Genomic DNA, 14,850 nt, shown 5'->3' on the forward strand with positions numbered 1-14,850 from the left:
GTTATGAAACAGTTTGCGTTGACACAACCGCACCAAATGGCTCAGGTCAACGCAACGAAACGTCGGAGGTCCCATGCACACTGTCAACAACCCGCATCGGGGGGGTCAGAAACTGGCACCATCCGCCCCTTATCCATCGACAGATGCGGCGCGCGTGGCCGATTTGTTGGCGCAATGCCCCGCCGCTAGGGAAACGCCATTGGTCGAGGTTTCAGGGCTGGCACCGGTCGCGCGCCTGTGGGTCAAGGATGAACGCGGGCGGATGAATTTGGGATCGTTCAAGGCGCTTGGTGCGGCTTATGTGATCGCCCGGCATGCTGCCGAAGAAAAAGGCAAGCCGGACGCGACGACATTGCAGGGGCGTACTTACGTGACCGCCAGTGCAGGCAATCACGGGATGAGTGTCGCAGCCGGAGCCAGAATGTTCGGCGCAAAGGCTGTCGTCTACATTGCCGACACGGTGCCCGAAACCTTTGCCGACCGCCTGCGCGCGCAGAATGCGCAGGTTGTGCGCGAAGGCACGGACTATGCCGCCAGCATGGACGGCGCAAGCACGGCTGCCCGCGACAACGGCTGGATCCTGCTGTCCGACAGTTCGTGGGAGGGGTATTTCGATCTCCCCCACACGTTGATGGAGGGGTATTTGCAGATGGCCGCCGAAGCAGCAGAGCAATGCCCCGAGCCCCCGACTCATATCCTGCTGCAGGCAGGCGTCGGCGGGCTGGCCGGGGCGGTCGCGGCGTATGCGCGTACCGTTTGGGGAAACGCGCCGAAGATCGTCGTGGTCGAGCCCGAGGATGCGCCCGCCCTTCAGGCCAGCATTTCAGCAGGCGAATGCGTTTTCGCCGATGGTCCGGACAGCGTCATGGGGCGGCTGGACTGCAAGGAACCCTCGCTGATCGCGCTGAACGGGTTGGCCCGCGATGCGGATCAGTTCCTAACCCTTCGCGATGACGAAGTGACGACACATCTGGATGCGATGGAGGATGCGGGGCTGGCAACAACGGCCTCGGGCGGCGCCGGGGTTGCTGCCGTGATGAGCGCCGAGGCTCGGGCCGCAATAGGGATCGACGAAAACGCGCGCGTTCTCTGCATCCTGTCCGAGGTCGCGGAATGAGGGGGTTTGACCCGACCGAGTTTCAGGCCCGAACCGAACGCGCCCAACGACTGATGGATCAGGCGGGCTTGTCGGCGCTGCTTTTGACCACGGAAACAGATGTGCGGTATTTCACCGGCTTCCTGACCCGGTTCTGGGAAAGCCCGACGCGGCCCTGGTTTCTGATTGTGCCTGCCAGCGGCAAACCGGTTGCGGTGATCCCATCGATCGGCGCGGCCTTGATGGCACAGAGCTGGATCGACGATATCCGCACGTGGTCCTCACCGGATTTACAGGATGATGGCGTCTCGCTTCTGGTTGACGCGCTGACCGAACTGGCCCCTTCGAACGGTGTCATAGGCCTGCCGGATGGGCATGAGACCCACGCCCGAATGCCGCTGGCCGATCTGGAGCGGGTGCGTCGGGCCATCACTCCGCGCAGCCTGTCCGGCGATCATGGCATCCTGCGCCAGTTGCGCATGGTCAAATCTGCCGCGGAAATCACCAAGCTTGAAACCGCTTGCGGGATCGCCGGGCGCGCCTTTGCCCGCGTCCCGGAAATCGCGCGTGAAGGCGTGGCGCTGGATGAGGTGTTTCGCAAGTTCCAGATGCTCTGTCTGGAGGAAGGCGCGGATTGGGTTCCCTACCTTGCCGGGGGCGCAGAGCAAGGCGGATATAGCGATGTGATCTCGCCAGCCAGTCCCACCCCGCTGGCCAAAGGCGATGTGCTGATGCTGGACACCGGGCTGGTCTGGGACGGGTATTTCTCGGATTTCGACCGCAACTGGTCAGTCGGTCCGGCAACGCCCGCTGTCCGCGCGGCCCATGCGCGGCTGATCGAAGCCTCGGACGCGGCGTTTCAGATCGCCCGACCCGGTGCCACCGCATCGGATCTGTTCCATGCCATGAACACCATTCTGACCGCAGATAGCGAAGGAACCGACGCCGGGCGGTTGGGCCACGGGCTGGGCATGTCGCTGACCGAATGGCCCTCGCTCATCCCGACGGATCATACGGTGCTGGAACCCGGAATGGTTCTGACGCTGGAGCCCGGCATCGCCGTGGCGGACAAGATACTGGTGCACGAGGAAAACATCGTGATCACCGAAGATGCACCGCGTTTCATCAGCCCCCGCAAAGGGCCGGAGGTGGCCCAGCTATGACACCTATCCCCTACACTCTGGACGCTGACGATCCGGCCGCCTCACCGATGGGCCTGATCGTGCTGCAAACCGACGAAACGCTTGAGCCCGAGTTCAGCGACTACTTTTCGGACCGGAAATATCCGATCTACGTCACCCGCATTCCCAGCGGAATCCAAGTGACGACCGGCACGCTGGCCGAGATGGAAAACGCCCTGCCCGCCGCTGCCGATTTATTGCCCAAGGCGCGGCCATACAAAGTTGTCGGCTATGGCTGCACCTCGGCCAGTTCGGTGATTGGATCAGACCGTGTTGCCCAAATGGTCAAGAAGACCTGCAACACGGCCGAAGTGACAAACCCGTTGCGGGCTGCCGTGGCCTGCGCCGCGAATCACGGTGTTTCGAAATTCGCGCTTCTGTCTCCTTATATTGAGGAAGTGAACATTCCCCTGCGGCGCACTTTTGCTGAAAACGGAATCTCGACCGATGTTTTTGGCACATTCGGCGAATCAGAAGAGGCAAAGGTTGTGCGGATTTCCAATGATTCGGTTGTCTCGGCAGCCGTTGAATTGGGGTCGGATCCACAAGTGGATGCTGTTTTCTTAAGCTGTACCAACCTCAAAACTTTGTCAGCACTGCCGGAAATACGGGCGCGGCTTGGAAAGCCTGTATTATCAAGCAATCAAAGCCTTGCGTGGCACATGCGGCGCCTGAATTCCGTCAATTGAATTGTCAATTCGAGACCCCAGGAACAAAAAACGACATTCCTTGTTGCAAAACGTATTCGGCTTGGTCTTAATTCATGCGGACAGATCAATGAAATCCGGAAAAGCCGGATAATCATTTGACGAAACAGGGGGTCTTGTGACCGAAGCAATGAACGACGCCGCGTTTGTCGAATTTCAACGCGTTCAAAAGTCTTATGATGGCGAAATCCTCGTCGTTAAAGACCTCAATCTGGCACTGCCAAAAGGCGAATTTCTGACCATGCTCGGGCCGTCGGGCTCTGGCAAGACCACATGCCTTATGATGTTGGCCGGGTTCGAAACTGCCACCCATGGCGAGATTTTGCTGGACGGCAAACCCATCAACAACATTCCACCGCACAAGCGCGGAATTGGCATGGTGTTCCAGAACTACGCGCTGTTCCCGCACATGACCGTGGCCGAGAACCTCTCGTTCCCACTGGAAGTGCGCAAGCTGGGCAAATCCGAACGTGAGGCCAAGGTCAAACGTGCGCTGGACATGGTTCAGATGGGTGCCTTTGGCGGACGTCGTCCGGCGCAACTGTCCGGTGGTCAGCAACAGCGGATCGCTCTGGCGCGCGCGTTGGTGTTCGAGCCCGAACTGGTTCTGATGGACGAACCGCTGGGCGCGTTGGACAAGCAGCTGCGCGAGCATATGCAGTTCGAGATCACCCGCCTTGCGCATGAGCTGGGAATTACCACCGTCTACGTGACCCACGACCAGACCGAAGCGCTGACCATGTCAGACCGGGTCGCGGTGTTCGACGATGGCCGCATTCAACAGCTTGCACCGCCGGATCAACTGTATGAAGAGCCGGAAAACAGCTTTGTTGCGCAGTTCATTGGCGAGAACAACACGCTGGAAGGCGTGGTCAAGTCAATCGAAGGCGACACCTGCCTGATCCAGTTGGACGACGGCTCGGAAATCGATGCGGTGCCGATCAACGTGCACAATCCGGGCGAACGGACCAAGGTCTCGATCCGGCCCGAGCGGGTCGAGTTCAACAAGGACCGTCTGCATGCCGACGCGCATACGCTGAAAGCGACGGTCAAGGAATTCATCTATATGGGCGATGTCTTCCGCTTCCGCATGTCGGTTGCCGGAAACGACGATTTTATCGTCAAAACACGGAACGCCCCCGACGCCATTCGCCTGCAGGCCGGTCAGGAGATCGAGATCGGCTGGCTGGCACAGGATTGTCGTGCGCTCGACGCATAGACCAAGCCGCGCAAAACAAGCGGATCTATACGAGAGGGACCGGCTGATGAAGACCCGTGCATCAGCTGACCACATACATAAACGGGATGAACTGGGAGTTACACATGAAAGCAACCAAAACCCTTCTGACTACTGCCGCCGTTGCAATCGCCGCGGGCGGCGTGTCCGCGCAGGAAATGACGATCGTTTCCTGGGGCGGCGCATATTCCAAATCGCAGCTTAAGGCGTATCACGAGCCCTATTCGGAAAAGACCGGCGTCACCATTCTGAACGATGACAGCTCGGCCGAAGCGGTTGCCAAACTGCGCGCGATGAACGAAGCGGGCAACATTACATGGGATGTGGTCGATGTTGTTGCCGCCGATGCGATCCGTCTGTGCGACGAAGGTCTGGCGATGGAAATCGACCCTGACACCATGCTGGCCCCTGCCCCCGATGGCACGCCCGCGTCCGAAGACTTTGGCGACCTGCTGGTCAGCGACTGCTTTATCCCGCAGATCGTGTATTCGACCACATTCGGCTACCGCACCGATCTGGTTGGTGACACACCGCCTACCGATGTCTGCGCCGTATTTGATCTGGAAGCCTATCCGGGCAAACGCTCGCTGGAGAAGCGCCCGATCAACAACATGGAATGGGCCCTGATCTGCGATGGCGTTGCGAAGGACGATGTCTATGACGTTCTGGCAACCCCGGAAGGTCAGGATCAGGCACTGGCCAAGCTGGACACCATCAAGGACAGCGTTGTCTGGTGGTCTGCCGGTGCTGACACGCCGCAGCTGCTGGCGGATGGCGAGGTCGTCATGGGCTCGACCTATAACGGTCGTCTGTTCAGCGTGATCGAAGAGCAGAACCAGCCCGTCGCCATGCTGTGGGACGCGCAGGTGTTCGATCTGGACGGATGGATCATCCCGGCTGGTCTGAGCGAAGAGCGTCAGAAGCAGGCGCTGGACTACATCATGTTCGCCACCGACACTCAGCGTCTGGCGGATCAGGCCAAGTGGATCTCGTACGGTCCGGCCCGTGCCTCGTCGGCTCCGCTGGTGGGTCAGCATGCCGATCTGGGCATCGACATGGCACCGCACATGCCGACCGATCCGGAAAACGCAAAGAACACGTTCCTGTATAACTACGAGTTCTGGGCGGACTACCGCGACGACATCGACGCCAAATTCCAGGCGTGGCTGGCACAATAAGCCGGACCTGACGACATAGGATTGTCGGGGGCGGTGCGCCGCCCCCAGACCAAGACAAAACAGGGAATAACGATGACGGACGCAAGCGATAATGCAGGGCCAATGCTGGCGGCAGATGGGACGCCGCTGAAACAGTCGCTGGCCCGTTCTTTGCGGCGACAGAAAATGCGGGCTTTGCTGCTGATTGCCCCTTTGCTGCTGTTCGTGATGTTCTCGTTCATCATTCCCATTGCCTCGATGCTGTTCCGCTCGGTGGAAAACAGCATTGTTGCAGACACGCTGCCGCTGACCGTCGAAGCCCTCAAGGATTGGGACGACACGTCGGGCGAGTTGCCGGATGAGGCCGTCTATGATGCCTTTGTGCGCGATATGCTTGTCGCCATCGACAACAAACAGCACACCCGTCTGGGCTCGCGTCTGAACTACGAAGAAACCGGCATGTCTTCGATGTTCCGCAGATCCGGGCGTCAAATCAACAAAATGGATCCGGAAACGGACGGTCCATTCAAGGAAAAACTGATCGACGTGCACGATGGCTGGGGCGACCCAAAGACCTGGGCCGTGATCAAAACCCACTCGCCTGCTGTTACCAACGGTTATTTCCTGAACGCGGTCGACATGCGCCGCACCCCCGAAGGCGCGCAGGCCCAGCCCGAAGACAAACAGATCCTGATCAAGCTGTTCGGGCGCACGCTGTTCATGTCGTTGGTGATTACGGGGGCCTGTATTCTGCTGGCCTATCCGGTCAGTTACCTGTTGGCGACCTTGCCGATGCGGGTGTCGAACCTGCTGATGATCCTTGTCCTGCTGCCCTTCTGGACCTCGTTGCTGGTGCGAACTTCGGCGTGGAAAGTAATGCTGCAACAACAGGGGGTGATCAACGAAACCCTTGTCTGGCTCGGGCTGGTGGCGGATGACGCGCGGCTTGTGATCATCAACAACCAGATCGGTACGATCATTGCGATGACGCATATCCTGCTGCCCTTCATGATCCTGCCGATGTATTCGGTGATGCAGACCATCCCGCCCTCTTACACCCGCGCGGCGAAATCGATGGGCGCCACCAACTGGACCACGTTCTGGCGCATTTACTTCCCGCAATCCATTCCGGGTATCGGCGCGGGATCGATCCTCGTGTTCATTCTGTCGATCGGTTACTACATCACGCCCGAGATCGTGGGCGGCACCAAGGGCGTCTTTATCTCGAACCGGATCGCCTATCACATCTCGTCCTCGCTGAACTGGGGGCTGGCCGCGGCACTGGGGACGATCCTTCTGGGCGTCGTGCTGTTACTCTACTGGGTCTACGACAAGATCGTCGGCATCGATAACGTGAAGCTGGGATAATCAAAATGGCCGCACTGACTCTGATTTCCCGCAAACCCATGTCCATGGTCCTGCCCAGCGTCGCGCTGGCAGGGGCCTTCGCCGGTATCTTTGTCGGCGCAGGCAACGGATCGATCCTTCTGGGCCTTCTGGGCGGCGCTGTCCTGATTGCCGGGCTGGCCTGGGTCTACATCAACCTGCTCAAGAACGAGAAGCTGGCCCGTTGGGTCAACATCCTGGGTTTCGGCATTGTTGGCTTTCTGGTCGCCGGCCCGATGGGCGGCGTTCTGGGCCTGCTGGGCGGCTGGTTCTTTGCCTGGTTCACCTATTGGCTGTACGAGGGGCGTTATCGGCAGAAACTGCTGCCCTATCTGACGCCGAAACAGGTATTCTACCACTATCTGTTCCGGGTGATCTGCGGCGCGATCTTTGTGTTCCTGATCACGCCGATCCTTGTGGTTCTGCCCCTGTCGTTCAACGCACAGGATTTCTTTACCTTCACGCCCGAGATGCTGCGGCTGGACCCGGAAGGTTATTCGCTGAAGCACTATCGCGACTTCTTTACCAACAATGAATGGCAGCGCAGCTTCAAGAACTCGCTGATCATCGCGCCGATTGCGACGGTCATCTCGGTCTCACTGGGAACACTGGCCGCCATCGGGCTCAGCCAGTCCCACGTGCCGGGTCGGCGGGCGATCATGGGGATCCTGATTTCGCCGATGATCGTGCCCCTGATCATCTCGGCCACCGGCATGTTCTTTTTCTACAGCGACATCGGGAACTTCCTTGAAGGGACGCTGGGTATGAACAAGAACTTCGTGGGTTACGTAAAAGTGATCCTCGCCCATGCTGTTCTGGGCATCCCCTTCGTCATCATCACCGTGACCGCGACGCTGGTGGGCTTTGACCGGTCGCTGACGCGGGCGGCGGCCAATATGGGTGCAGGCCCGGTGCGGACCTTCTTCAAGATCCAGATGCCGCTGATCCTGCCGGGCGTGATCTCGGGCGGGTTGTTTGCCTTCATCACCTCATTTGACGAGGTTGTGGTGGTGCTGTTTGTCGGCTCGGCCAGCCAAAAGACGCTGCCCTGGCAGATGTTCACCGGCCTGCGCGAGCAGATCAGCCCGACCATTCTGGCAGTCGCCACGATCCTTGTGGTGCTGTCGATTGCTCTGCTGACCACGGTTGAACTGCTGCGCCGCCGGTCCGAGCGTTTGCGGGGTCTCTCGCCCGCTTGACGCAGGGACAAAGCTGATCTAACGATTCACCTGTTCACCCCAGCCGCGATGGCGTCGCGGACGCACTGGGGCGAACGGCTCTCGGAACCCGAGACCGCCTGTCCTGAACGCCGGGACAAGTGGCCGGGCTTTGCATACCCGGCAAAGATGAGAGACCAAGGATGAACGATATAGCTCAACGCCCCGAATTCTTCACTTGCCACAATGGTGACAAGGCCCCCCTGCCCTTTAGCAAAGCCGAATACAGCCGCCGCCTGAGCGCCCTGCGTGCCATCATGGCCAAGCGCGATATCCCGGCGGTGCTGCTGACCTCGATGCAGAACATCGCCTATTACTCGGGCTTTCTGTATTGCTCGTTCGGTCGCCCCTATGGCTGCGTTGTCACGCAGGACGCCTGCACCACCGTTTCTGCCAATATCGATGCGGGTCAGCCGTGGCGGCGCTCGGTTGACGAGAATGTGATCTACACCGACTGGAAGCGCGACAACTACTGGCGTGCCGTGGCCAGCCTGATCGGTGGCGCGAAACGGATCGGGATCGAAGGCGATCACATGACCCTGGCCGCACGCGACACCGCGCTGCGGATGCTGGACGCGCCCGAACTGATCGATATCGCACCCGACACGATGTTCGCCCGCATGGTGAAATCCGCGGAAGAGATCGAGCTGATCAAGGGCGGTGCGCGCACCGCTGATGTCGGCGGCGCCGCCATCCACGCGGCCATCCGCGAAGGCGCGACCGAGATCGAGATCGCCATGGCCGGACGCGACGCGATGGAAGAGGAAATCGCGCGGGCATATCCCGACTCCGAAATTCGCGACACATGGGTCTGGTTCCAGTCCGGGCTGAATACGGATGGTGCCCATAACCCGGTCACCAAACGGGCGCTGCAAAAGGGCGATATCCTGTCGCTGAACACCTTCCCGATGATCTCAGGCTATTACACCGCGCTGGAACGCACCCTGTTCCTGGGAGAGCCGGACGCCGACAGCCTGCGCCTGTGGAAGGCCAACGTGGCCGCGCATGAACTGGGCCTGAGCCTGATCAAACCCGGCGCGACCTGCTCGGGCATCACCGCCGAGATCAACCGGTTCTTCGCGGATGAGGGCCTGCTGCAGTATCGCTCGTTCGGCTATGGCCACTCGTTCGGGATCCTCAGCCACTATTACGGGCGTGAGGCCGGTCTGGAACTGCGCGAAGATATCGACACCGTTCTGGAGCCCGGCATGGTCGTCTCGATCGAGCCGATGCTGTGGCTCCCCGAAGGCCAGCCGGGCGCGGGTGGCTATCGCGAGCATGATATTCTGGTCGTGGGCGAAGACGGGGCCGAGAATATCACCGGCTTCCCCTATGGGCCGGGCCACAACATCATCGGTGCCTGACCGATCAAGGGTGGGGCCTTTGCCCCACCCCATTTTCCTGCGGCTGCGCGCTGAAAGCCCTATAAATAGTCAGCAATACAACCGTTTCGGGGCCATTTCGGCCGTTCCCCTTGCAAACTCGGATATGTTCGTCAAACTTCCTGCATGGGAGAATTCTTTGACGAAATGTACAATGGCGACGGATCTCTGCGCGGTCCTTACGAAGAAATCGGTCGCTGGTTTAATCACGAAGATGTCGCCAGATTACGGGCAAAACAGCGCGAAGCCGAAGAGGTCTTTCGCCTGACAGGCATCACCTTCAACGTCTACGGCAAGGCCGAAGCAGAAGAGCGGCTGATCCCCTTCGACATCATCCCCCGCATTATCTCGGGCCGCGAATGGCAACGGCTGGAACGCGGGATCGAACAACGCGTACGCGCGATCAACGCCTTTCTTTACGACATCTATCACCGGCAGGAAATTGTCCGCGCCGGTCGCCTACCGCCCGAGATGATTGCCGCGAATGAGGCGTTCCTGCCCCAGATGATCGGTGTCGCCCCTCCGGGCAAGATCTACACTCATATCGTCGGCATCGATCTGGTCCGCACCGGGCCGGATGAGTTCTACGTGCTGGAAGACAATGCGCGCACGCCCTCGGGCGTCAGCTATATGCTGGAAAACCGCGAGACGATGCTGAAGATGTTCCCGGAACTGTTCAGCGCCAACAATGTGCGCAACGTCTCGGACTATCCGCGCAATCTGCGGCGGTCGCTTGCCGCCTGCGCGCCCGATTGTGCCGAAGGTGAGCCGACCGTGGCTGTTCTGACGCCCGGCATCTATAACTCGGCCTATTACGAACATGCATTTCTGGCCGATCAGATGGCGGTGGAACTGGTCGAAGGCCACGATCTGCGCGTGGTCGACGGGCGCGTCTGTATGCGCACCACGCGCGGGTATCGGCCCATCGATGTGCTCTATCGCCGGGTCGATGACGATTTTCTGGACCCGCTAAACTTCAACCCCGACAGCGCACTTGGCGTTCCGGGCATTCTGGACGTCTACCGCGCAGGCGGCATCACCATCGCCAACGCGCCGGGCACGGGCATCTCGGACGACAAGGCAATCTATTCCTACATGCCCGAAATCGTCGAGTTCTACACCGGCGAAAAGCCGATCCTGCAAAACGTCCCGACCTGGCGTTGCGCCGATCCGAAATCCCTGTCCTACGTCCTCGACAACCTGTCCGATCTGGTGGTGAAAGAGGTTCACGGTTCGGGCGGCTACGGGATGCTGATCGGCCCGACCGCCAGCAAGAAAGAGATCGCAGCCTTCAAAGCAAAGCTAAAGGCGCGCCCGGCCAACTATATCGCGCAACCTACGTTGTCGCTGTCCACGGTTCCGATCTTTGCCCGCTCGGGGCTGGCCCCCCGCCATGTGGACTTGCGCCCCTTCGTGCTGGTCTCGCCCGACGGGATCAAGATCACGCCCGGCGGGTTGACGCGGGTTGCACTAAAAAAGGGATCGCTGGTGGTGAATTCCAGCCAGGGTGGCGGGACCAAAGACACCTGGGTACTGGAGGACTAAGCCATGCTGGGAAAAACTGCAGGTGGATTGTTTTGGATGTCCCGCTACCTGGAACGCGCGGAAAGCACGGCCAGATTGCTGGAAACCGGCCAACGCATGGCGCTGACCCGCACCCAGAACTCGGTCGAGGAATGGAGTTCGGTCCTGCGCACGGCGGGCGTTCTGGGCACCTATCAGGAGAAATATGACGAGGTCACCCGCGACAATGCGGTCGACTGGGTGCTACGCGATGGGGATAACCCGTCATCGGTCTGGTCCGTTGTCAAACAGGCGCGCGAGAATGCAAAACTGGTGCGCACGGCGCTGACCCATGATGTCTGGAGCGCAGTGAACGCCACATGGATGCAACTGGACGAGGCCCTTCGGCGCAAGGTGAACGAACGCGACTTGCCCGGCCTGCTGGAACTGATCCGCCATCAATCGGCGCTTGTGCGCGGCGCCATACTTGGCACCATGCTGCGCAACGACATGTTCGACTTCACCCGCATCGGCACCTTCATCGAACGCGCCGATAACACCGGGCGCATTCTGGACGTCAAATATTATGTGCTGTTGCCAACAGCCTTTTCGGTGGGATCGTCGCTGGACAATATCCAATGGGAAAGCATCCTGCGATCCGTCGGCGCTGGCGGGGGCTATCGGATGACGCATGGCCAAAAAACCTCGCCTTCGGACATCGCGCAATTCCTCATACTGGACCAGCGCATGCCGCGCAGCCTACATTTCTGTTGCCGCAAGATTCAGGAGAATCTGTCGTACCTGAAAAAAGATTACGGCTTCGCCGGTCCATCCTGCGAGGCGTCCAATGCGCTGTATGACAAATATCTGGATCGCGACATCGCCGATATCTTCGAGTTTGGCCTGCATGAGTACATTCAGGAATTCCAGAACGATCTCGCCGGGCTGAGCCGACAGATCGAAATCGATTATCGTTTCTATGAGTAAGCCATGAAACTGCATATCCGACACGAAACCCGATACGATTTCGACGCCCCGGTGCCTTTTGGCCTGCAACAGCTGAGAAAAACGCCCAAGTCGTTCCGCAACCAGAAGATCGACAGCTGGACCACGCAGGTGCTGGGCGGCCGCAAAGAGCTGAGCTTTGAGGATTACCACCGCAACACGGTGGAACTGATCAGTTTCGAGCCTAACACGCAAAGCGTCTCGCTGATCTCGGAAGGCGTGGTCGATATCTCGGACACCCACGGCGTTCTGGGACCTCATGAAGGGTCGATCCCGCTGTGGCTGTTTCAGCGCGACACGGATCAGACCAAGCCCGGCAAAGGCGTGGCCGCGCTGATCAAATCCCTGCCCGATGGCGAACCGCTGGACCGGTTGCACGCGCTGTCTGCCGCGATCCGCGATCATGTGACCTACAAGATCGGATGCTCGGAGCCCGACTGGACAGCCGAAGACGCACTGGAGGCTGGCTGCGGCGTCTGTCAGGACCATAGCCACATCTTTATCACCTGCGCCCGGGCGCTTGGCATTCCGGCCCGCTATGTCTCGGGCTATCTGATGATGAGCGATACCGAGGTTCAGGACGCCACCCACGCCTGGGCCGAAGCGCATCTGGACGGGCTGGGATGGGTCGGTTTTGACGTGTCGAACGGAATATCCCCCGACAGCCGCTACGTCCGTGTTGCAACCGGTCTGGACTATGCGCAGGCTGCCCCGGTAAGAGGAAGCAGAATAGGGGCAGCGGGCGAGCAATTGACAGTGCAATTGCAGGTCGCACAGCAGTAACGGAGACCAAGATGACCTATGCTGTGGGGATGCGGCTGAACCGTGGGCTGGTGTTCATGTCCGATACCCGCACCAATGCCGGGGTCGACAATGTCTCGACCTTCAACAAGATGTTCAACTGGACGATCGAGGGCGACCGTTCGATCACCATTCTGACCGCTGGCAATCTGGCCACGACGCAGGCGACGATCAGCCTGCTGGAAGAACGCACCAAGGTGCCCGCAGACCGATCCCCTTCGATCCTCGAAGCACCGACGATGTTTCAGGTCGCGCAACTGGTTGCCGATACGCTGAACGACGTCATCGAACAGCACGCCCGCTCGGGCCAACAGGCCGACAGCGCCTTTCACGCCACGCTGATCCTGGGCGGCCAGATCAAGGGCGGACCATCGCGCCTGTTTCTGATCTACCCCGAGGGCAATTTCATCGAGGCGGGCGACGAAACGCCGTTCTTCCAGATTGGCGAAACCAAATACGGACGCCCCATTCTGGTGCGTGCCTATGATCCCGACATGAGCTTTGCCGAAACGGTGAAACTGCTGCTTGTCAGCTTTGATTCGACCATCAAGGCCAACCTGTCCGTCGGCGCACCGCTCGACCTGTTTCTTTATGACGAAGACAGTTTCGAACCCGGTCAGCGCACCCGGTTCGAAGGGGACGATCCCTATTTCCGAACCATCTCGGATGGGTGGGGGGACGCGCTGAAATCTGCGCTGTCGAAACTGCCGGAATATGCACCTGATTAACGGGGGGTGTTCGGACCTTTGGGTCTGACAGACGGCAAGCCGAATCTCTTCCTTTTCGAAGGTGAAAACCGCAGTCGGAGATGATGACTGCGGTTACTTTTTCATTTTCGGTAATTTCAGCCACATTTTTGAAAAAATACGCAGGCCCTGATTTTCAGCGCGTTAAGGCATTTTTTCACCCAGCAAAAAACATTTTCGAGAAAATTGCAGTTTCCCCCGCCCGATAAGACAATTTCGTCAAAGCGGAGGAAGCGAAAATGTCCAACCAGAACCCGGTCTTTATTCCCGGTCCAACGAACATCCCCGACAGGTTGCGGCTGGCGATGCAGGTGCAGACTCAGGACCACCGCGCCCCGGATTTTGTACAGACCTTCGCACCGGTGCTGGAAGATACCAAGAAGGTCTTTGGCACAACCGAAGGTCAAATCATCACCTTCCCCTCCAGCGGAACCGGCGGGTGGGAGGCGTCGATCACCAACACGCTCAGCCCCGGCGATACCGTCCTGGTCGCCCGGTATGGCATGTTCAGCCATCGCTGGATCGACCTGTGCCAGCGCCACGGTCTGGATGTGCGCATCATCGAATGCCCCTGGGGCAGTGGCGCACCGGCGGATAAATTCGCCGAGACTCTGGCCGCCGATAAGAGCCATCAGATCAAGGCAGTTCTGGTCACTCATAACGAGACGGCCACCGGCGTACGCTCGGATATTGCGGCGGTGCGCAAGGCGATGGATGCCAGTGACCACCCGGCGATGCTGTTTGTGGATTGCGTCAGTTCGCTGGCCTCGATGCCTTTTGCCTTTGATGACTGGGGCGTCGATATCGCGGTTTCGGGCTCGCAGAAGGGGTTCATGCTGGCGACCGGAATGGCGATCCTGTGCGTCAGCCCCAAGGCGCTGGCAGCGATGGAAACGGCCCAACTGCCGCGCACCTTCTTTGATTTCCGCGACATGATGAACGCCAACGCCTCGGGCGGCTTTCCCTACACCCCGCCGCTGCAATTGATCTATGGCATGCGCGAAAGCCAGAAGATGCTGTTCGAGGAAGGCTTGGACAACGTCTATGCCCGTCATTTCCGTCTCGCCGAGGGCGTGCGCAAAGCCACCGCCGCTTGGGGGCTGGAACTGGTGGCGCAGTCCCCCGATCTTTACTCGGATACGGTCAGCGCGATCTATGTGCCCGAAGGCTTCGACAGCAATGCCCTGACCGACCACGCCTTCAACGCCTATGGCGTCAGCTTTGGCATCGGCTTGGGCGAGATGAACGGCAAAGCCTTCCGCATTGGCCATCTGGGCAGTCTGACGGATGTGATGGTGCTGTCCGGTCTGGCGACCATCGAAATGGCGATGGCCGATCTGGATTACCCGATCGAGTTGGGCAGCGGTGTTGCAGCGGCACAGGAATACTTCCGTCTGGGCCACGCCAATCCCATGCAATCCGCAGCGTAAGG

At 59.6% G+C, this 14,850-nt stretch carries 13 protein-coding genes; all 13 read left to right on the forward strand.

Going from position 1 to position 14,850, the window contains the following annotated elements:
* Positions 1 to 73: 73 nt before the first annotated feature.
* The 13 genes from ACR0KX_RS02955 (at position 74) to bhcA (ending at position 14,848) form a co-directional block, all read left to right on the forward strand.
* Positions 74 to 1,117, forward strand: a complete 1,044-nt coding sequence (locus ACR0KX_RS02955) for a pyridoxal-phosphate dependent enzyme (RefSeq protein ID WP_170622427.1) — start codon at positions 74 to 76, stop codon at positions 1,115 to 1,117.
* Positions 1,114 to 2,259, forward strand: a complete 1,146-nt coding sequence (locus ACR0KX_RS02960; protein WP_480707820.1) for a M24 family metallopeptidase — start codon at positions 1,114 to 1,116, stop codon at positions 2,257 to 2,259. Before ACR0KX_RS02955 ends, ACR0KX_RS02960 begins: the two co-directional genes overlap by 4 nt.
* The gene (locus ACR0KX_RS02965) at positions 2,256 to 2,966 is read left to right on the forward strand and encodes a maleate cis-trans isomerase family protein (protein WP_480707821.1); all 711 of its coding nucleotides are present in this window, start codon (positions 2,256 to 2,258) and stop codon (positions 2,964 to 2,966) included. The genes ACR0KX_RS02960 and ACR0KX_RS02965 overlap by 4 nt, the downstream gene beginning before the upstream one ends.
* 148 nt (positions 2,967 to 3,114) lie before the next feature.
* Positions 3,115 to 4,203 (forward strand): ABC transporter ATP-binding protein, encoded by a 1,089-nt coding sequence (locus ACR0KX_RS02970; RefSeq protein WP_170622665.1) that lies wholly within the window; start codon positions 3,115 to 3,117, stop codon positions 4,201 to 4,203.
* 104 nt (positions 4,204 to 4,307) lie between these two features.
* A complete protein-coding gene (locus ACR0KX_RS02975) occupies positions 4,308 to 5,399 on the forward strand; it encodes an extracellular solute-binding protein (RefSeq protein ID WP_480707822.1) in 1,092 nt (363 codons plus the stop codon).
* Between the two features lie 72 nt (positions 5,400 to 5,471).
* Positions 5,472 to 6,746 carry an ABC transporter permease gene (locus tag ACR0KX_RS02980; RefSeq protein WP_170622431.1) on the forward strand — a complete coding sequence of 425 codons (1,275 nt, stop codon included), beginning with the start codon at positions 5,472 to 5,474 and terminating at the stop codon, positions 6,744 to 6,746.
* A 5-nt stretch (positions 6,747 to 6,751) separates the two neighbouring features.
* On the forward strand, positions 6,752 to 7,963 hold the full coding sequence (locus tag ACR0KX_RS02985; protein ID WP_170622432.1) for an ABC transporter permease: 1,212 nt from the start codon (positions 6,752 to 6,754) through the stop codon (positions 7,961 to 7,963).
* A gap of 161 nt (positions 7,964 to 8,124) precedes the next feature.
* The gene (locus ACR0KX_RS02990; RefSeq protein ID WP_170622433.1) at positions 8,125 to 9,345 is read left to right on the forward strand and encodes an aminopeptidase P family protein; all 1,221 of its coding nucleotides are present in this window, start codon (positions 8,125 to 8,127) and stop codon (positions 9,343 to 9,345) included.
* Between the two features lie 144 nt (positions 9,346 to 9,489).
* Entirely contained in the window at positions 9,490 to 10,908 is a 1,419-nt protein-coding gene (locus tag ACR0KX_RS02995; RefSeq protein WP_170622434.1) for a circularly permuted type 2 ATP-grasp protein, read from the forward strand.
* 3 nt (positions 10,909 to 10,911) lie between these two features.
* Positions 10,912 to 11,853: an alpha-E domain-containing protein gene (locus ACR0KX_RS03000; protein ID WP_170622435.1), complete on the forward strand. Its 942-nt coding sequence runs from the start codon at positions 10,912 to 10,914 to the stop codon at positions 11,851 to 11,853.
* A gap of 3 nt (positions 11,854 to 11,856) precedes the next feature.
* Positions 11,857 to 12,654 (forward strand): transglutaminase-like domain-containing protein, encoded by a 798-nt coding sequence (locus ACR0KX_RS03005; RefSeq protein ID WP_170622436.1) that lies wholly within the window; start codon positions 11,857 to 11,859, stop codon positions 12,652 to 12,654.
* 11 nt (positions 12,655 to 12,665) lie between these two features.
* Positions 12,666 to 13,400, forward strand: a complete 735-nt coding sequence (locus ACR0KX_RS03010; RefSeq protein ID WP_170622437.1) for a proteasome-type protease — start codon at positions 12,666 to 12,668, stop codon at positions 13,398 to 13,400.
* A 257-nt stretch (positions 13,401 to 13,657) separates the two neighbouring features.
* Positions 13,658 to 14,848: an L-aspartate--glyoxylate aminotransferase BhcA gene (gene bhcA / locus ACR0KX_RS03015; protein WP_170622438.1), complete on the forward strand. Its 1,191-nt coding sequence runs from the start codon at positions 13,658 to 13,660 to the stop codon at positions 14,846 to 14,848.
* Positions 14,849 to 14,850 lie beyond the last annotated feature (2 nt).

It is taken from the genome of Ruegeria sp. BG5, assembly GCF_056538425.1.